Source organism: Rheinheimera mangrovi, assembly GCF_003990335.1.
Lineage (GTDB): Bacteria > Pseudomonadota > Gammaproteobacteria > Enterobacterales > Alteromonadaceae > Pararheinheimera > Pararheinheimera mangrovi.
Genome location: NZ_CP034683.1, coordinates 2207200 through 2226878 on the forward strand (window position 1 = coordinate 2207200; position 19679 = coordinate 2226878).

Sequence of the window (19679 nt, forward strand, 5' to 3'; positions counted from 1 at the left end):
TTTATCCGGAGTTTTCCAGTATAATCGCGGCCACTTTTGCAGTGCCGGATTTTAAAAGGAAAATCAAATGTCTGAGACATCCGTATTATGTGATATAGGTTTTGTCGGCGCAGGTGTAATGGGGAAGAACCTCATTTTAAATCTGGCTGATCACGGTTATCGGGTTGCCGCTTTTGATTTAGACCATAAAAAACTGGAAGCTGTTATAGCGCAGGACAAAGCCGAGCGGGGCGACAAACCGGCCCGAGTGATCAGCTGCAGCTCTTACACAGAACTTCTGTCGCGTTTATCTTCCCCTCATTTAGTTATTTTATCTGTGCCAGCCGGCAAACCTGTCGATGATGTCTGCTTAAAGCTGATTGATGCAGGTATTCAGGCCGACGACATTATTGTCGACACAGGCAATAGCCTGTGGACTGACACAGTACGCCGTGAAAAACATTACGAAGGGAAATTTATTTTCTTCAGTACTGCCGTATCCGGTGGTGAAGTGGGGGCCCGTTTTGGTCCTTCTTTAATGCCAAGTGGTGATCCTTATGCCTGGACCCGTATTGAGCCTATTTGGCGTGCCATTGCTGCCAAAGTGGATCCGGCAACAGGCCGTCCGCTGGAGAGACACGAGCCTGGTAATCCAGTGACTGAAGGCGAGTCCTGCGCCACTTACATTGGGCCTGGTGGTTCAGGCCATTATGTAAAAATGGTGCACAACGGCATTGAATATGCGGATATGCAACTGATTTGCGAAGTCTATCAGGTGATGCGCGATGCTTTAGGTATGAGCGCAGAGCAAATATCTAAGGTGTTTAAAGAGTGGAATCAGGGCATATTAAATAGCTACCTGATGGAAATCAGCGCTGAAGTTCTGGCCACTAAAGATTCAGAAACAGGTCTACCTTTGGTGGATGTGATACTGGATAAAGCAGGACAAAAAGGCACAGGTCTGTGGACAGCTGTCAGTAGTCTGGAATTGGGTTGTCCAGCGCCAACTATCAGTGAAGCTGTATTCGCCCGCTCTATGTCGACCTTAAAAGATCAACGGGTGTTAGCCTCGACTTTATTGTCGGGCCCAGTGCGTGAGCATTGCACCAATCAAACCCCTGAGCAAATGATTAAGCAGCTACACGACGCACTCTACTGCGCCAAGATCTGCGTTTATGCGCAAGGCTTTGATTTAATGAAAACTGCAGCAGCAGAGCATGGCTGGCAGCTGAACTTTGCTGAGATTGCAAAAATTTGGCGTGCAGGTTGTATTATCCGTGCAGTGTTTTTACAGTCTATTACCGAAGCTTATGAGCGTAACGATGATTTACAGAACTTATTATTGGACCCGTTTTTCTCCAAACAAATTTCTGTCAATCAGATGAATTGGCGCCGCGCTGTGGCAGAAGCTGCCATGACAGGTATTCCGGTATCTGCTTTAAGCTCAGCGTTAAGTTATTACGATTCATACCGCACTGCGGTGTTGCCTGCGAATTTACTGCAAGGACAACGGGATTATTTTGGCGCTCATACCTTTGAGCGCACTGATAAAGCCAAAGGTAAAACTTTTCACGTCGACTGGAGTCATAACGACAGGCCGATGCAAAAAATTAAGTAAATAAAAAGCTCCGCAAGGGGCTTTTTACGTATTAGAAGTACTGTTGTTAAAAGTTGCTGTTTTACAGTAGAGAACCTGAGTGCTGTTCAGCATGTACTTTGACTTGGAGCGGTGAATGAAAAAATCTGAACAAGAGTGGCGTCAGCAGCTCAACGATGAACAATACAGAGTGACACGGCAAAAGGGCACTGAGTATCCTTTTAGTGGAACCTTGCTACATAATAAAGACACAGGTAGTTACCACTGCGTTTGTTGTCAGCAGCCGTTATTTGATTCAGTAGATAAATTTGATTCGGGTTGTGGCTGGCCGTCGTTCAGCAAGGCTATTAAAGGTCAGGTGAAGTACGAAAAAGATACTTCCCATGGTATGACCAGAATAGAAATTTTATGCCAACACTGCGACGCGCACTTAGGTCATGTGTTTGACGATGGCCCGGCACCGACCGGGCAACGTTATTGTGTCAATTCAGTGTCGTTGTTATTTAATCCTGACGTTAAAATTTCGGCGGAGTAAACTGACCCAGTTGCAGCTGAGCCAAGGTATGTTCAGCTGCTTCTTTTATTTTTTTATGGTCAAGCTTTGCCTGTTCCAAATATATTTTTAATTCTTGTAATTCCACATTAAAAGCCCCACTTTTTTGTGCAAGTACTGCCCAGTGATAGGAACTTGCGTAGTCTTTTTTCTTGTAAAATATGCTGGTTAGTGACGCATAAATTTCAGGATCGATCTTAGGATTTGGTGGATAAAGTTCTAAAGCATGATGCAGTAGCTGAATGCTTTTTTCAGTATCTCTTTTGCTGTAGTAACTGACAAGCGCCATTTGCAGTTCAGGCGTTTCCAGTTGCTTATTTTGTTCTGCCTGTAAAAAACGTTGCAGATGACTGTCACTTTTATTTCGTGACCAGTGGTAAAACAGCAAATGTGGATCGTCTGAGCTGACAGTTTCGTCACTTAAGCGCCTGATTTCTTTCAGACTGGTCATGTAGCCAATCATACGGGTGGTGGTTTTTTCTTTCAGCTTGATATGTTCGATACCAGCAGCAAGCTCAATACATTTGGAATATTTTTCAAAATTGACCAGTAACTGATATTTGTTTTTGTCTGAGGGTAATCGTTTTTCTTCAAAGCGTTGCATAATCAAATCACGACGCTGCAAATTGCAATGGGAGTCGCTATTTAAGTCACTACACAGACCTGGTTCTTGCTCACAAACAGTGCGTAACGTCAGTTCACCCTCAGAGCAGGCACTCAACATCACCAGGCTCATGCTTAACACCAAATATTTCATAAGTTTCTCATTCATCTTTTCTGCTTCCAGCATAACGAAGAATTCAGAAAAAATCTTTTTGTAATTCTTGTCGTAGTATTACATGTTCAATTACAATGCGCCTGCCTCAATGTGGCGATGACCACAGGCACACCTCTGAACCTACAAGACGTAAAAGGCGAAACCATGACTCTATCACACGAAGAACAGTATCAACGCAGCTGGCAGGAACGTCAGGAATACGCTGAGAACATGCAACCAATCATAGGTCGCTTGTATCGTAATAAAGGCATTGAAGTTGTGGTTTATGGCCGTCCTCTGGTAAATGCAACCACCATTGACATCATTAAGGCTCATAAAACAGTCGAACGCTTTGAACATCAGAAATTACGTTTAAGAGAGAGTTTTCCGCTTTTGGAAGCGATTTCTAAAATGGATTTGGCGCCAGGCCGCGTCGATATTGGTAAATTGGCTTTTGCTTATCTGTACAAAAATGCAGGCGAAGGCCAAAGCTTACAGCAGTATTTAGATAATCAGCTGTCTGAAATATTACATCGTGACGATCAAATTAAACCAGTCGATGTAGTACTGTATGGGTTTGGACGTATTGGGCGTCTATTAGCCCGCCTGATGCTGGAGCGTTCAGGCCCAAGCAGCAAATTACGCTTACGCGCCATCGTTGTGCGTGGTGGTCGTAAAGGTGATTTAGAGAAACGTGCCAGCTTGCTGCGTCGCGACTCCATCCATGGCCCATTTAACGGCAGCATTACAGTGGATGAGGAAAACGTCGGTATTAAAGCCAACGGCACTTTTATCAAAGTCATTTATGCCGACTCACCAGAACTGGTGGATTACACCCAATATGGCATTCACGATGCGCTGGTAGTGGATAACACCGGGATTTGGAAAGATGACAAAGAGTTATCTATTCACTTTAAATCCAAAGGCGCAGCTAAAGTACTTTTAACTGCCCCAGCCAAAGGTGAAGTGCACAACGTGGTGTATGGCGTGAATCACAGTATGATCCAGCCGGAAGATCGCATTGTATCGGCAGCGAGCTGCACGACCAACGCAATTACACCTGTTTTAAAAGCGTTGAATGATGAATACGGTATAAAAAATGGCCACGTCGAGACAGTGCATTCGTACACTAACGATCAGAACCTAATCGACAACTACCACAAAGCTGAGCGTCGTGGTCGTGCTGCTCCGTTGAATATGGTGATTACCTCCACTGGTGCAGCCAGTGCGGTAGCCAAAGCTTTGCCTGAACTCAAGGGCAAACTGACAGGAAATGCTATTCGTGTACCCACACCAAACGTGTCTATGGCAATTTTGTCGTTAAATCTGAACAAAGAAACCAACCGCGAAGAGCTGAACAGCTACCTGCAAAAAGTAGCACTGTTTTCCGAACTGCAGGATCAGATTGATTTCACCAGTTCGACTGAAATTGTATCCAGTGATTTAGTAGGTTCACGTTACGCAGGAGTGGTCGATTCACAAGCCACTATTGTGCAGGATGACCGCTGCGTATTGTACGTATGGTACGACAACGAGTTTGGTTACAGCACTCAGGTTATTCGGGTGATGAACGAAATGGCAGGCGTTAAATACCCAACTTTGCCAGTAAATAAGTAGAAATCGATCTCAGATCAGGCCGCCTCAGTGCGGCCTTTTTTTGTTATGTAAGGCGGCCAAATCTGCAGCTTCGGCTGAAGATCAAGCAGTGATACCCAAAGTAATTGCAGTTGCAAGGAGGCGAACAGTAGGGGCACGGTTTATCCGCGCCCGTCCCGAAACAACTGATAGAGAGCGCGCAGTCCACAATGCTGCGGCTTCAAGTACGAAGGGGATAGTGTTATGATGCCGGTCCGTTAAGACTGCCCCAAGGCAGCATCTGTTACCTAACCAAGTGGATAAGTTATGAAAATTACCTGTAATTTTGACAGCGGTAATATTGACGTGGTCAAAGCCGAACATCCTGCCGATATTCAGCTGGCGATCCGTAAAGACCACAACTCTGATTTCTACCAATGGTTCCATTTCCGTTTACATTCTCAAAGTGCCGAACCTCATACTATTCGTATCGTTAATGTCAAAGATTCTGCCTACCCGGATGGCTGGAAAGGTTATCAGGCTGTGGCTTCTTATGACCGTGAAAACTGGTTTAGAGTAGAAACTCAGTTGATCAATGACGAGCTGGTGATCACCCATTACCCTGAAGCTGAATCTGTATATTTTGCTTATTTTGCACCGTACAGTTACGAACGTCATATGGACTTATTGCATTCAGCACAAAGCTCTGGACTGGCGCAAATCGTAGAGCTGGGTGAAACGCTGGACGGGCGTGATATGAGTATGTTGGTGGTCGGTGAGCCTGAGGAAGGCAAGAAAAAAATCTGGATCACAGCACGTCAACATCCGGGCGAGTCTATGGCTGAATGGTTTGTTGAAGGCCTGTTAGACAGACTGCTGGACGAAGAGGACGGCGTAGCCCGTACTTTGTTAGAAAAAGCAGTATTTTACATAGTGCCAAATATGAATCCGGATGGCAGCGTGCGAGGTCATTTACGTACCAACGCTGCTGGCGTGAATTTAAACCGTGAATGGCAAACACCAAGCATGGAAAAAAGTCCTGAAGTCTATTTAGTACGCCAGCAGATGCTGGAAACTGGCGTTGATATGCTGCTGGACGTGCATGGTGATGAAAACCTGCCATATAACTTTGTCGCGGGCTCTGAAGGTGTACCTTCATACAATGCCAAAATGCAACAACTGGAAACTGCCTTTAAAAATGCACTGTTGCTGGTGACTCCAGAGTTCCAAACAGAATTTGGTTATGAGCTGGATGCGCCAGGACAGGCCAATCTGACTATAGCTTCTACCTGGGTTGCAGAGCAGTTTAAGTGCTTGTCTTATACGCTGGAGATGCCATTTAAAGACAATGCAAACTTGCCGGATAGTGATTATGGCTGGTCTGATGTGCGTTCTATGAAACTGGGGCAGGATAGCCTGGTGGCAGTATTGGCCGTAGTTGATCAGTTAAGGTAAAAGGTCCGTATCCTCGCATACGCAAGCCAGTCTGGGCTGGCTTGCAAACTTGTTCTTTTGCTTTATAGTGCGCCATAACTTTTAGAGGGTTTTACTATGGCAATTATTTCCTGCCCACGTTGTGCTAAAAAGATTTCGGATAAAAGTCAGAGCTGTCAGCATTGTCAGCTTGACATGACAGGTATGTCTGCGGAAAGAAAGCATCATTTAGCCATAGAAGCTAGAGATAAAAAGATGCAAGGTGCGCTAAACCAATCCATGTTGGCGTTAATTCTGTTTTTAGCGGGCTTTTGTTTTCTGTATTTCTGGGCTTTGGAACCGGACGGTTATGAAGCTATGGTCTCTAAAGGTATGATTGCATTGGGTTTCCTTTGGTATATTTATGCCAGAGCTCGTCTGATTTATCTGAAGCGAAAAAATTAGTATGGATTTCAAAGCTCTTGTACTGGCGATGTCGCCTGATACCTACCAGTCACTTCTCGAAACTGTAGCGACCGGCCGTTGGGCTGATGGTGTGGCGCTTTCAGAACAACAAAAATCACATACTCAGCAACTGGTGATGGCCTATCAGGCTTATGTACTTAAATCCACCGAGCCTTACACCATAGGAGCGGATGGTCAGATGGTGGTTAAATCCAAAGCTGAAATGAAAAAACAATTCCCTCAGGACTCTTCGATAGCAAGGTTTGCGCATGATGATCTTTAAACGTTGGTTTGCGCCGAAATGGCAACACAAAGATGCTGCAGTGCGGCAACAGGCAATCGCCGGGTTAAATGTGGATACCCAGCACAAAGAAATTTTGCACGAGCTGGCCTTTAATGATGGCCACGAAGCTGTGCGCCGCGCCGCATTAGAAAAACTCAATGAATTTTCTTTATGGTGGCAAGCCAGCAAACAAGATAATGCCGAGCGTTTAAAGCAGTATGCTGAGACTCAGCTTGTGCAGATGGTACTGGAAAATCGCATCTCAGCACCTTTGAAGCGTCAGTTTATTGAAGAATGTCACAGAAGCAGCATTTTAGAAAAGTTAGCCCAAACCGAAACAGACGCTGATATTCGTTTCTCACTGATTATGAGGCTAAAAAAGACAGATCTGATCCTGACCAATTTGCAGCAAAACCTGCTGAGTCTGGAGCAAAAACGTCAGCTGCTTGCTTTAATCACCGAACCAAAGCAGTTAGAAAAACTAAGCAAACAACTGGCTGAACCTTTAGCCAGTGAATTAAAGCAGCAGTTGCAACAACAGCAAGAAGCCAAAGAGAAACCTATTCAGGTAAGAAAAGTAGTTAACCTGCTGTTGGCAAAATTCAATGCTGTGCGTGAGCGCGGTGATTTAATTCAGATGCAGCAAAAATGGCAGCAGTACCAGCAAGAATGGGACACTTTGCAGTCTGATCTGACTCTGCTGGATGACGCTGCTGAACTGATGCAAAAATATAATAAAATCAAATCATTAACCGAAGCGGCATGGGTGCCGCTGGTAAAAGAACAACAACAACAGCTGGCTCAGCAGCAAAAAGTTGCGGCAATGAAACAGCTGCAGCAAGAGTTTGAAAATAAACTGCAAGCTTTACAACAACAGTTATCTCAGCTGGTGTCCGATGGACGGCTGGATGAAACTGATCCATTAGCTGCTGAAGCTACCACATTGCAACAGCAGGTCTTGCAAAGTGATTTAGCGTCTGCAGTAAAAGCCAGTTTGCAAAAAGCCCTGACAGCCTTTGAGCGTCAATTGCAGCAGTTGCCCGCTCAGGCTGAACAACTGTTTAAAATGACCCGTTTGTTAGCTGACTGGTCCTCAGCAATTATTCCAACTGATGCAGTGCAGTTCCAACAGATCGAAGCTAAATATCAGCAATGGCAACAGGAATGGAGCAGAGGCCGCAAGATCTTAGGCGCTATGTTGCCAGACAGTCTGGCGGATGCTCAGCAACAATTAAATGCTCAGTGGCAAGCCGTGATGGCTGGTTTTGCTGGCCAGGCAGATAAAAACCTAAAGTCGCTGCGCTCAAAACTTGCTGAATTCCGCCGTTTGTATGAAGGGGGGCGTTATAAAGTATTGTTTGGCCTGTTTAAAGGTATCCAACAAAGTTATGCCGAATTGACCCCGGCACAGCAGCAACAGCTTGCAAAAGACTATCAAGCAGCTGAGCAACAACTGCAACACCTGAATGAGTTACAAAACTACATCGCCACACCTCGTAAGCAAGAACTGGTCGCTCAAATGCAAGCTTTGGCTGTAGCCACTGATGTAGCAGCGCCAGAGCGTGCTGAACAGGTGAAGTTAGCTCGCGCAACCTGGCAGACTTTGGGTCGTGCCGATGAAGCTTTAGAGGCTGATTTGAACCAGGCCTTTAATCTGGCTTGTGAGCAAGCTTTTGCACCTTGCCGTGACTATTTCGCCGCACAAGACGAGCAACGTAAACAAAATGCGCTGATTAAACAGCAAATACTGGCGGATTTAACCGCCTTATTGGAGCAGCCTTTAGACAAGAGCTTTGATAGTCAGTTGAACAGACTACAAAAAAGCTGGCGCGAAAGCGGCCCAACAGAATCTGGCCTCTACAAAGAGCTTTCAGCTCAGTTTAAAACTCTGGTCGATCAGCTTAAAGGTCGGGTTCGTGGTCAACATGAACAGAATTTAACTGAAAAACAAAAGCTGATTCAAAAAGCACAACAATTGCTGACACTATCAGTTGATGAAGCAGTGGCTGGCGCTAAAAAGCTGCAGCAAGACTGGAAACAGATTGGTTTTGCCGGCAAAACTGACCAGCAACTCTGGTCGGAGTTCCGTGTCGTTTGCGATCAGATTTTTGCCAATAAAACCGCAGCTAAACAGCAGCAAGATCAGCAATGGGCCGAGCAGCAACAACAAGCTGAAATTCAGTTTGCTGAAGTTGCAACACAGTGTGCACAAGCAGCCACTGCGCCAGAATTGCATGCAGCCCAAGGCGCACTGCAAGCCTTGGATCTGCCAGCCAAATCTGTTTTGTTGCAGCAAAAGCAGCTGTTGTTAGCCGACGTACAGCAGAAGCTGGAGACATTAGAGCACTCTGCTTTTAATGCCAGCTATCAACAGCTGTTTGATGCGTTGGAACAAACACATGTGACAGCTGAGGCTATTCCCGTGCGTTTTCGTGAAGACTTCGCTAAAGGCAATGAGTCACAGCTAACCCGGGCTCAGCTCACTACTGCTATTGAGCTTATCAGTGGAAAGGAATGTGTTGCTGCAGATAAAGCACAAGTGCAACTGCAGTTGTTGTCGGATAAACACAACTCAGGTACCAGCCTGACCGTGGACGCTTTATTAAAACGCTGGTTAAGTTTTGGTGCTGTGAAAGCAGAAGAGCAGGGCTTAGTGAAGCGTTTACGAGCGGTGTTTGCATAAACGTACGCTGCAAATCACATCATTATGAAGCCGGCGTAAGTCGGCTTTTTTACATAACATTAAAAATGCTTTCGCCGTTGGCGAGCCGCTTTCTTTTGCGTCGCCAAAAGAAAGTGGCGCAAAGAAAATGCGACCCTGGCCGCTGCGAAAGCCCGCTCAAAAAAGTGCGTCCAAGGCGACTCGGAAACTCGTTCGTCGCTACCGCTCCTCGCTCAAACACTCCTCGTCTTAAAACCTTGGCCACCCATTTTTGAGCGGCTTGCGGCTAAGGGGAGGGAGTTTGTAGCGGGCATTGTTTTAGGTCTTATGGCAAGTTACTCTAAGCCGGATTATTCATTCGAGGGGGTTCCAATTTGCGTAAATTGCTATTGTTACTTGCTGTTTGCTCGGTGGTTTTATTTGGCGTCGTATCTTTTTATTTTTATGAAATGTATAGCTTTGGACATAAAAGCATAAGCAATAACAACCAAGATTGGGGTAATTTTGGTTCTTTTGTTGGCGGTATTTTATCTCCGATTTTTAGTTTACTAAGCGTTATTTTTGTTTTTCATGCAACCCTCGCTACGAGAGCAGACCAGCAAAAAAATATGGATGCTATAGAGCAAAATAATCGACTTAACTATCTGATTAAAATCATCGAGCTATGTAATTCAGCTTTGCATAAGAGGCCTCTTCCTGAAGGGATTGTTCCGATAAAGAAGATTCAAGTTTATGAGGGGCATTCGGAAATGGTCTTACTAGACCAAACTTCCGTTAGGAGCCTCTTGTTACAGCAACACAGTGCAAAGACCAGCGGTAAGTTCATCTCTAAACAGTATTAAGATTATGTATTTTCACTGACGCATACCGCGCACTCTCTTTATTCGAGGCTGATTGAGTTTTCAATGAATTTAAAGGACCTAGAAGAATTAAATAGAAATGTGGATTTGCTCGATGCCGCAATTGACATGCATAGTATCGATGCTTTGTTAAATCTCGAAATTATGTAGTACCGGCATTCAAAAAAAAGTTTTTTGCTTGAAAGTCTGGAGAAATTAAACATTAGAACGACTTACCGAAAAGACATAGTAGAGAGATACTTAGCGATTAAAAGGTTACTCAATGATGAGGTCTCCTCAAACGCTGAAATTCATTGAGCTTTCAATTAAGAAGGGCGATCTTGACATCGCCCATTACTTCTAGAGAGTTAACTCACCACGCAAACTTTGTTGCATAAAGAGCCTTACTTGCTCTGTGCTTAATGGCTGGCTCAGCAAATAGTGCAGTTTGGTTAAAGTCGCTTCCAGTGTCATATCGTATCCACTAATCACACCACAAGCCCGCAGGGCGTTACCTGTGGCATAACCGCCCATATTGACCTTGCCTTTAAAACACTGGGTGCAATTGACAATAATAGTGCCGCGTTTGGAAGCTTCAGTCAGAGCTTCCAACAGTTCTGGTTGCTGTGGCGCATTACCTACGCCGTAGGATTTAATGATCAACGCCTTAATAGGTGCGGCCGCCATATTTTTAATCACTTCAGCGCTTATGCCAGGATACAAAGTCACCACACTTATAGGCTGAGGTGTGATTTGTGCAATCTTTAAAGCTTTGGTTACGGCAGTAGAGGCCAGATGACCAGAGATTAAATTGATATGAATACCAGCTTCAATCAGCGGTGAAAAGTTCGGAGATGCAAAAGCATCAAAACCATCTGCATCCGCCTTGGTGGCTCGGTTTCCTCTGAATAACTTATTGTTAAAAAACAGAGCTACTTCAGCGATAGGATAATAAGCTGCTAAATAGAGGGCATTGAGTAAATTCACCTGGCCATCAGATCGTAATTGCGCCAGTGGAATTTGTGAGCCTGTGACTATTACAGGTTTGGCCAGGTCTTCCAGCATAAAGGACAAAGCAGAGGCGGTGTAAGCCATAGTATCAGTGCCATGCAGCACGACAAAACCATCGTAGTCGGCATAATGGCTTTGAATATCCGTAGCTATCTCCAACCAGTGTGCTGGTGTCATATCGGAGGAGTCAATCACAGGGTGGTATTCGTGGATATCAAATTCCGGCATTTCTGAGCGATAGAACTCAGGCATGCTTTTGACGGTATCGGATAAAAAGCCAGGCACTGGAACAAAACCATTGCTGGATTGCTGCATACCTATAGTTCCGCCTGTGTAGGCGACATAAATTCGTTTTTTATTCATGACAGAGAAGGTCCTGATCTGTTGTATGGCTATTGTAATCAACAGCAACAGGGCTGTCAGGTTTTGTTCGGTTTAATCTTTACTGATACAGTTATTTCATACTGAATAGCATAAAAGAGCGAAGAAAATTAGCAAAAATTAACCACTTTGCGCAAATGCTGAGCAAACGGATTAAAAGCGATAGAAAAGCACTTTACAAAAAAAGGCGACGCCCCTAATATGACGTCCAACGCGGAGGGGTGGCAGAGCGGTTTAATGCACCGGTCTTGAAAACCGGCGAAGGTTAATAGCCTTCCGAGAGTTCGAATCTCTCCCCCTCCGCCATTAAAGCCACCATCAAGGTGGTTTTTTTATGCCTGCGACTTTCCTATCTTATTGGTTTATAAGTTTTTCTGTGTTATCCCCAACATATTTGTGTTACTTGTCGTATTCGTTAATGAAGTGCTTGAGCTTTATCCTGTCTCTGCTTTATGCTCGGACATAATAGAGCTAGACTGGAGTAGTTCACCTTGGCACCGGAGAGATCAAATTGATTAATGTTTTATTAGTGGATGATCACGAGCTGGTTCGGACCGGCATCAGTCGTATACTAATGGACGAACGTGGCATCAAGGTTATAGGCGAAGCTATTTCCGGTGAAGCAGCCTTGCAGTTTTGTCGTGCCCAAACACCGGATGTGGTGTTGATGGATATGAATATGCCTGGTATGGGCGGTATGACGGCCACTAAACGTATTTTGCATTATTGTCCTGAAATTAAAATTCTGGCCTTATCTGTCTCTTGCGAGGAGCCGGTTCCTACCAAAGTCATGCAGTTAGGGGCAGCAGGTTTTATTTCTAAAAACGCTGCGCCTTCTGAGATGGTCAGTGCAATACGTAAAGTGCATGCAGGTGAGCGTTATATCTCAGGTGAGGTGGCACAAAAGATGGCAATGAGCCGTGTCACCAGTAGTAGTCAAAATCCTTTCGAAGAATTATCCGATCGTGAAATGCAAATTATGTTGATGATCACCCGAGGTCAGAAGGTGAATGACATTGCGGAACAATTGAATGTCAGCGCGAAAACGGTCAATTCCTACCGCTATCGTATGTTTGAAAAACTGGATATCAGCGGCGATGTCGAGTTGACACACTTAGCTTTACGCCATGGCATGATCGACATTGCAAAGTTGTAACAGCCTCCATGATATTTAAAGCCGATGTTTGACGCCAAAAGCTTCCTGAAAACCGCGCCCCATATGCCGGGCGTGTATCGTATGCTGGATCAGAAAGAAACCGTCATTTATGTCGGTAAAGCTAAAGATCTGAAAAAACGCTTATCAAGTTATTTCCGCCAGAATCTGTCCGGTAGCAAAACCCGCGCTTTAGTCAGCCATATTCGCAGCGTAGAAATTACGGTCACACAAAGTGAAACTGAAGCGCTGATTTTAGAAAATAACCTGATTAAGCAGTACCTGCCGAAATACAATATTCTGCTTAGGGACGATAAGTCTTATCCATTTATTTTGATCACTAATCACAAACATCCTCGTATCAGCTCGCATCGTGGACCTCGTAAAGTGGAGGGGCAGTACTTTGGTCCTTATCCAAGCGCAGGTGCAGTGTGGGAAAGTTTAAAGCTGCTGCAAAAAGTATTTCCTATTCGCCAGTGTGAGGATGGCTTTTACCGCGCCCGCACCCGGCCTTGTTTGCAATACCAGTTAAAACTCTGTTCAGCCCCTTGTGTTGGCAAAATTTCTGATGAAGATTATGCAGCTGAAGTAAAAAATACCTCGTTATTTTTGTCCGGCAAAAGCCAGCAGTTGATCGAGCAACTGGTGCAGCAAATGGAAAAAGCCAGTAGCGAGATGGCCTTTGAAAAAGCAGCGCAGTTTCGCGATCAAATCGTCAGCTTACGCAAAGTACAGGAACAGCAATACGTCAGCGGTGATCACGAAGAGATGGATGTGATAGCTCTGGAGTGGTCGCATGGTGTGGCTTGTATTCATGTGCTTTTTATCCGCGATCATAAGGTGCTGGGCAGTAAGAATTTTTTCCCTAAAGTGCCGGCAGGTTCTGAGCCTGAAGAAATTTTACCGTCCTTTTTAGCCCAGTTTTATTTAAGTGGTGCCGGTGGCCAAATGGTGCCAAAAGAGCTGGTATTAAGCGAGCAGGTGGTTGATGACGAACAGCTGGCTCAGGCTATTGGCGAATTAGCGCAACGTAAAGTGAGTTTTGTTTATGCTAAACGTGGCGAAAAAGCACGGTATTTAGCTTTAGCGCAAAAAAATGCCCAACTGGCTGCTGCGACCAAGTTGTCTGTTAAAGAGCAGGTGGCAGTGCGTTATCGAGAGCTTAAACAGACGCTGAAGCTTGAGTTGTTGGAACGGATGGAATGTTTTGATATCAGCCACACCATGGGACAGTCGACTATTGCTTCTTGTGTGGTATTTGATGGGCAAGGGCCTAACAAAAGCGAATACCGCCGTTTTAATGTCGAAGGCATTACGCCCGGTGATGATTATGCCGCTATGTTATTCGCCTTGAATAAGCGCTATGGCAAGCTAACCGATGAAAGCCGTATTCCTGATTTGATTTTAATAGACGGTGGCCAGGGGCAGTTGACTCAGGCGATTAACTTTTTCAGTGATTGGCCTTTTGCTAAAAAACCCTTATTGGTTGGGGTGGCCAAAGGCACCAGTCGTAAACCTGGCCTTGAAACATTAATTTTACCGGACAATCCTGCAGGTTTTTCTCTTGCTTCTGAATCACCGGCTTTGCATTTAGTTCAGCAAATCCGCGACGAAGCACACCGTTTTGCTATCACCGGCCATCGTAATAAACGCGGTAAAGCCATCATTAAAAGCCCGTTAGAAAATATCGAAGGAGTAGGTGAGAAACGCCGACAAGCTTTGTTACAATACCTCGGAGGTTTGCATGGCGTGATGCAAGCTTCTGTGGACGAACTCGCGACAGTACCGGGAATTTCCAGGCAACAGGCCGAAAAGATTTACCAGGCATGTCACAATAACTAAAAATTTGTGCCGACTTTGAGAAGTAGTGTTATGTGGAATATTCCAAATCTGTTGACTCTGTTCCGATTGTGTTTGATCCCGGTTTGTTTATTCTGCTTCTACTCTGAACTGGAACACGCCCGTTTTTTTGCTGCTTTTGCTTTTTGGTTTGCCGCTATCACGGACATGTTGGATGGTTACATAGCGCGTAAAATGCAATTAATGACGCCCTTTGGCGCATTTTTAGACCCGGTCGCAGACAAACTGATGGTTGCAGCGGCCTTAGTGCTGATTGCTGTGGATATGCAAACCTTGTGGGTGACCATTCCGGCTTTTATTATGATTAGCCGCGAGATTTTAATTTCTGCCTTGCGTGAATGGATGGCGGGCGTAGGACAACGTGCTCAGGTTGCCGTATCGGAAGTGGGCAAATACAAAACAGCGGCTCAGATGTTGGCTTTGATTGGCTTAATTTGGCAACCCGTTGATTGGCTGACCGATTTAAGTATGGCATTACTGTATATCGCTACTTTATTGACGGTCTGGTCTATGCTGGTTTATTTAAAAGCTTCCTGGCCATCGCTGAGTAAATAAGCGGAAAAAGTTTGCAAAAACAGCAGTGAAGCTACTTTTTGAGCAAACGAATTTAAAAGCATAAATTTGTGGTTGACGTAAAAGCATAAACCAGTAGAATGCGTCTCGTGTTACGGCGAATGGCCAGTTTAAAGCGGGCATAGCTCAGTTGGTAGAGCGCGACCTTGCCAAGGTCGAGGTCACGAGTTCGAGCCTCGTTGCCCGCTCCAAGTCGTACGCCAGATGGCGGGTTGGCAGAATGGCCATGCAGCGGATTGCAAATCCGTCCACCTCGGTTCGACTCCGGGACCCGCCTCCATTTAACGTCGTACTTGGTTAGATGCTGTTGGCTGTAATACAAAATTGAAAAGTGTTTGCCCGGGTGGTGAAATCGGTAGACACAAGGGATTTAAAATCCCTCGCTCGAAAGGGCGTGCCGGTTCAAGTCCGGCCCCGGGCACCATCTCAACAGCAATATGTTGAGATAAGCTGAAAAATGTTAAATACCAAAGCAGGTTGTTATCTGCAAAATGCCTAAGCGGGCATAGCTCAGTTGGTAGAGCGCGACCTTGCCAAGGTCGAGGTCACGAGTTCGAGCCTCGTTGCCCGCTCCAAATTAGAAAAAGCAGCCTTAGAGCTGCTTTTTTGCTTTTGAGCCTAAAACATGTTGTCTTTGCATCTTTAGCTTTCAGTTTTTCGTATAAAAGACGCAAAAAGCGGCCTTGGCCACTTCTTGCTGTCCGTTCAAGTGTTTAACTCACCAATTGTGGCCCTAACCATAAACTAAACAGGCTAATAGCCGCTATACCGACCAGATTCAATACTAAACCTGCTCTGACCATGTCTTTGATCTGTAACTTACCTGACGCAAACACTATAGCGTTAGGAGGCGTGGCCACGGGCAGCATAAAGGCAAAACTGGCAGCCAGGGCCGCTGGTACTACTAGATACAGCGGTGATAACTCCATAGAAACAGCAACAGGGCCTAATAGCGGCAGGAAGGCAGCTGCTGTTGCGGTATTGCTGGTTACCTCAGTCAGGAAGATAATCAGACTGGTAACGGCGATCAATAGTAGGATAGGTGGCACGCCCTGTAGTAACTGCAGCTGTTGCGCCAGGAGTTCAGCCACACCGGTTTTTTGGATTTGATCGGCCATACTCAAACCGCCACCAAACAACAATAAAACGCCCCAAGGCAGATTCTGACTGTCTTTCCATTCCAACAAGGTAGTGCCAGAACCTTTTTCTCCCGGTAATAAAAACAATAAAGCGGCGGCGCAAAGTGCAATGACAGTGTCGCTGATAGGCAGCCCAGTCCATTTCACTAACCATTGCTGACTGATCCAGCTTAATGCTGCCAGAGCAAACACCATCAGCACCAACTTTTGTGAACGAGACATCAGGCCTAGCGCTTTTAACTGCTCTGGAGTGTCATTTTGGCCAGAGTCAGATGCAGGCATACGGAAATGGATTTTAGTCAGCCACAACCAACAAACTAAAAGCATGGTCAGCGCCAACGGAACACCCAATATCATCCAGTCTGCAAAGCTGACTTGAATGTCATAACTTTTCGACATATAAGCAGCCAGTAAAGCATTTGGAGGTGTACCAATGAGAGTTGCAACACCGCCGATACTGGCACTGTAGGCAATCCCCAACAAGACCGCTTTACCAAACTGATCCTGGGTTGACGCATTCGCCATGGCAATGATAGACAAGCCGATGGGCAGCATCATCACGGATGTGGCGGTGTTGGACATCCACATCGATAAAAAAGCAGTGACACCCATTAAGGCTGCTATTTGTAAACCCGGAGAAGTGCCGACTAAAGATAGCGCTTTTAGTGCGATACGCCGGTGTAAATTAGTTTTTTCCATCGCTATAGAGAGGAAAAAGCCACCGAAAAATAAAAAGATCAACGGATGAGCATAAGGAGAGGTCGCAGCATCTAGTTTATCTATGCCCAATAAAGGAATAAAAATCATAGGTAACAAAGAGGTGACAGGGATAGGTACAATTTCGGTGATCCACCAAAGCACCATCCAGGCCATTAGGCCTGTCACCATCCATGCTGCCTGGCTCATTTCAGTAACCGGAGGGGGCAAAAAAATAGTCAATAAGAGTAATAAGGGACCGCAGAGCAGAAGTAAGCGGCTGGTAATTGGTGACATAGACAATCCTTACTAAAAGAAACCGGAGCCTAGCTCCGGTGTGATCAGAACAAAAACTTAAGGCCTAAAGCAGCCGCATGATCGTTGTCGGTTTCGAAATTGAGTTTGGACAGAAGCAAGTAAGTCGTCAAATTGTTTCGCCATTGATAGTCCAATCCAATGTTATTCAGACGCGCGCTTTCAGCATGGCGGGTTTGGCTGTCATCCTTTTGCCATTGCCATTTGTAAGTCCAGTCGCCGCGCTGATAGCTCAATTGGGCCAGCCATGCATCGCCCTCGGTGTTGCGTACCACATGTTCACTGTGTTGATACATCAGGCCAGCGGCAAGTACAGCACCGTCCAGTTGCCACAATGGCATTTGAGCCAACAAACGTTCTGCTGTGATGTTATTCAGCTTATCCGTTCGGCCATAGGCCAAATAAAGTGGATGTTTTTTTAATGCAGGGTCGCCATATCCCAACACCCAATCATAACCACCTGCAACCTCGTCGCTGGCTCCCGTTTGATAGGTGGCGGAAAAGTTAAAGCCTGCAATAGTAGGCGACTGGTAGCCAATCACATTTTCCAGCCTGTCCTGACCCGGTGTAATTTGTGCTAAATCTGCAACTGTCTCGTTAAATAAATCGATTTTACCTTCAGACTTTTTAAACTTAGTGTCGTTTTTACCAAACACCAGTTCGCCATACGTACCGGCAACGCCAATATAGGTATTACGTGAACCCAATCTGTGATCTTTGTTGGCATGGTCCAGGCCGTTGACCTGCCACTCATAAACTGCAATAACAGCCAGCCCATCGGTCAAGTGATGTTTGGCTTTGACACCTAAACGAGAGAAGGGGGCTTCAATCTGCCGACCCTCATCGGCATAACGATACAGGCCTTTATCAACGTCCAGAGCTTGTAGTTCAAGTTTGCCGTACCAATCCCATTCAAAGGCACTGGCGGCCGGGCTAAAAGCAAGAGTGGTACAAATAGCAGCAGATAAATACGACTTAACCATGCTGCACCTCCGCTGTTGCAGCTGTTGTAGCGGCCGCAGTCGCTGATGGACTGTGTTGTTCAGGTGTTGCACCTTGCGCCAGCTCTCTGTCCAGTTGTGCTGTGTCCAATTCACCACACCATTTTGAAACTACTAAAGTGGCTACACCATTTCCTATTAAGTTGGTTAAAGCCCGTGCTTCAGACATAAATCTGTCTATACCTAAAATCAAGGCGATACCAGCAACAGGCACTGAGCCTACCGAAGCTAGAGTGGCAGCTAAGACAATAAAACCACTGCCTGTCACGCCAGCCGCGCCTTTAGAGGTCACTAATAACACCGCAAGCAAAGTCAGTTGCTGAGTTAAATCCATTGGTGTATCTGTGGCTTGTGCAATAAATACAGCGGCCATGGTCAGATAAATGGCAGTACCGTCGAGGTTAAAGGAATAGCCTGTTGGGATCACTAAACCTACAGTGGATTTAGTGGCTCCCAGTTTTTCCAGTTTCGCCATCATACGGGGTAGTACTGATTCAGAAGACGATGTGCCTAAAACAATCAGCAATTCCTCTTTGATATAGCGGATAAATTTGGTGATTGAAAAGCCGTGGTAGCGACATATAGCGCCCAGCACCACAAAAATAAAGACTAAGCAGGTCAGGTAAAACGTAGCCATTAAACCAGCTAAAGACCACAAAGTCGCAATGCCGTATTTACCTATGGTAAATGCCATAGCGCCAAAAGCACCAATAGGCGCAACTTTCATCAGCATATGCACAATGGCAAATAATACTTCTGAGCTTTTTTCCACATAACCAAAAATCAGATTCTGCCGGCCACCCAAACGCTGCAACGCAAAACCAAAAAGGATAGAAAAAAACAACACTTGCAGCATGTCGCCGCGGGCAAAAGCATCAAATACGCTGCTAGGGATCACATTCAGTAAAAAGTCTGTAGTGCTTTGCATCTGATCCGGAGCTGTGTATTTACTGATGGATTGCTGGTCAAGGCTGGCAGGGTCTATATGCATGCCCACACCAGGTTTGACAACATTAATCACCACTAAACCTATGACCAAAGCTATGGTAGAGACAATTTCGAAATAGAGCAGGGCGTAACCACCGGTTTTACCGACTTTTTTCATGTCTTCCATACCTGCTATACCCACAACGACGGTACAAAAGATAATGGGCGCGATAATCATTTTAATCAGCTTAATAAAAGCTGTACCCAGCGGTTGCATGGCGGTACCAAGCTCCGGGTAAAAATGGCCTAAAAAGATACCTATACTGATGGCGACTAACACCTGGATATACAGGCTGGATAACAGCTTTATGGCTTTATTTTTCATTGTTATTGTCTCTCTGATTATGGAGAAAATCTCCCTGTCAGACAGTCAATAGCAAAGAGAACGCCAGCTTTTCGGTCTCAAAAATATTGTTTAAATACAGTGGTTTACGTGTTTA

At 45.4% G+C, this 19679-nt stretch carries 16 protein-coding genes and 5 tRNA genes; 16 read left to right on the forward strand and 5 right to left on the reverse strand.

All coding sequences use genetic code 11. The features are described from left to right. Positions 1–67: 67 nt before the first annotated feature. Positions 68–1597, forward strand: coding sequence for an NADP-dependent phosphogluconate dehydrogenase (gene gndA, locus EK374_RS09935; protein WP_127022701.1), 1530 nt, complete (start codon positions 68–70; stop codon positions 1595–1597). 115 nt (positions 1598–1712) lie between these two features. Continuing rightward, positions 1713–2111 carry a peptide-methionine (R)-S-oxide reductase MsrB gene (gene msrB, locus EK374_RS09940; RefSeq protein WP_127022704.1) on the forward strand — a complete coding sequence of 133 codons (399 nt, stop codon included), beginning with the start codon at positions 1713–1715 and terminating at the stop codon, positions 2109–2111. Here msrB and EK374_RS09945 read toward each other — a convergent pair. Continuing rightward, complete coding sequence (locus EK374_RS09945) at positions 2092–2901, reverse strand: DUF2989 domain-containing protein (protein ID WP_206099329.1); 810 nt, start codon at positions 2899–2901, stop codon at positions 2092–2094. The genes msrB and EK374_RS09945 overlap by 20 nt on opposite strands. 150 nt (positions 2902–3051) lie before the next feature. On the opposite strand from EK374_RS09945, the gene EK374_RS09950 reads away from it, so the two are divergent. From EK374_RS09950 to EK374_RS09975, 6 genes are all read left to right on the forward strand, one after another. Next, the gene (locus tag EK374_RS09950; RefSeq protein WP_127022710.1) at positions 3052–4503 is read left to right on the forward strand and encodes a glyceraldehyde-3-phosphate dehydrogenase; all 1452 of its coding nucleotides are present in this window, start codon (positions 3052–3054) and stop codon (positions 4501–4503) included. Positions 4504–4788: 285 nt separating this feature from the next. Then, the gene (locus EK374_RS09955) at positions 4789–5916 is read left to right on the forward strand and encodes a M14 family metallopeptidase (protein ID WP_127022713.1); all 1128 of its coding nucleotides are present in this window, start codon (positions 4789–4791) and stop codon (positions 5914–5916) included. Between the two features lie 96 nt (positions 5917–6012). Further along, complete coding sequence (locus EK374_RS09960; protein ID WP_127022716.1) at positions 6013–6339, forward strand: hypothetical protein; 327 nt, start codon at positions 6013–6015, stop codon at positions 6337–6339. A gap of 1 nt (position 6340) precedes the next feature. Continuing rightward, complete coding sequence (locus EK374_RS09965) at positions 6341–6622, forward strand: YeaC family protein (RefSeq protein WP_127022719.1); 282 nt, start codon at positions 6341–6343, stop codon at positions 6620–6622. Continuing rightward, positions 6609–9305, forward strand: a complete 2697-nt coding sequence (locus tag EK374_RS09970; protein ID WP_127022722.1) for a DUF349 domain-containing protein — start codon at positions 6609–6611, stop codon at positions 9303–9305. The genes EK374_RS09965 and EK374_RS09970 overlap by 14 nt, the downstream gene beginning before the upstream one ends. Positions 9306–9658: 353 nt before the next feature. After that, a complete protein-coding gene (locus tag EK374_RS09975; protein WP_127022725.1) occupies positions 9659–10126 on the forward strand; it encodes a hypothetical protein in 468 nt (155 codons plus the stop codon). Between the two features lie 357 nt (positions 10127–10483). Here EK374_RS09975 and ansA read toward each other — a convergent pair whose 3' ends face one another. Next, positions 10484–11497 (reverse strand): asparaginase, encoded by a 1014-nt coding sequence (gene ansA, locus EK374_RS09980; protein ID WP_127022729.1) that lies wholly within the window; start codon positions 11495–11497, stop codon positions 10484–10486. A gap of 233 nt (positions 11498–11730) precedes the next feature. Here ansA and EK374_RS09985 point away from each other — a divergent pair. The 8 genes from EK374_RS09985 to EK374_RS10020 all read left to right on the forward strand — a co-directional run bounded on the left by EK374_RS09985 (position 11731) and on the right by EK374_RS10020 (position 15676). Further along, positions 11731–11821, forward strand: a tRNA-Ser gene (locus EK374_RS09985). A gap of 205 nt (positions 11822–12026) precedes the next feature. Continuing rightward, the gene (gene uvrY / locus EK374_RS09990) at positions 12027–12671 is read left to right on the forward strand and encodes a UvrY/SirA/GacA family response regulator transcription factor (RefSeq protein WP_127022732.1); all 645 of its coding nucleotides are present in this window, start codon (positions 12027–12029) and stop codon (positions 12669–12671) included. Between the two features lie 24 nt (positions 12672–12695). Next, positions 12696–14510 carry an excinuclease ABC subunit UvrC gene (gene uvrC, locus EK374_RS09995; RefSeq protein ID WP_127022735.1) on the forward strand — a complete coding sequence of 605 codons (1815 nt, stop codon included), beginning with the start codon at positions 12696–12698 and terminating at the stop codon, positions 14508–14510. A 30-nt stretch (positions 14511–14540) separates the two neighbouring features. Then, positions 14541–15083 (forward strand): CDP-diacylglycerol--glycerol-3-phosphate 3-phosphatidyltransferase, encoded by a 543-nt coding sequence (pgsA, locus tag EK374_RS10000; protein WP_127022738.1) that lies wholly within the window; start codon positions 14541–14543, stop codon positions 15081–15083. 133 nt (positions 15084–15216) lie between these two features. Next, a tRNA-Gly gene (locus EK374_RS10005) sits at positions 15217–15292 on the forward strand. 15 nt (positions 15293–15307) lie between these two features. Further along, a tRNA-Cys gene (locus EK374_RS10010) sits at positions 15308–15381 on the forward strand. A gap of 57 nt (positions 15382–15438) precedes the next feature. Beyond that, positions 15439–15525, forward strand: a tRNA-Leu gene (locus EK374_RS10015). Between the two features lie 75 nt (positions 15526–15600). After that, positions 15601–15676, forward strand: a tRNA-Gly gene (locus tag EK374_RS10020). 138 nt (positions 15677–15814) lie between these two features. Here EK374_RS10020 and EK374_RS10025 read toward each other — a convergent pair. Genes EK374_RS10025 through EK374_RS10035 form a run of 3 tightly spaced genes read right to left on the reverse strand, consistent with a single transcriptional unit; the run spans position 15815 to position 19564 of the window. Further along, positions 15815–17233 (reverse strand): SLC13 family permease, encoded by a 1419-nt coding sequence (locus EK374_RS10025; protein ID WP_127022741.1) that lies wholly within the window; start codon positions 17231–17233, stop codon positions 15815–15817. A 44-nt stretch (positions 17234–17277) separates the two neighbouring features. Further along, positions 17278–18234: a porin gene (locus tag EK374_RS10030; RefSeq protein WP_127022744.1), complete on the reverse strand. Its 957-nt coding sequence runs from the start codon at positions 18232–18234 to the stop codon at positions 17278–17280. Continuing rightward, positions 18227–19564 (reverse strand): dicarboxylate/amino acid:cation symporter, encoded by a 1338-nt coding sequence (locus EK374_RS10035; protein ID WP_127022746.1) that lies wholly within the window; start codon positions 19562–19564, stop codon positions 18227–18229. The genes EK374_RS10030 and EK374_RS10035 overlap by 8 nt, the downstream gene beginning before the upstream one ends. Positions 19565–19679 lie beyond the last annotated feature (115 nt).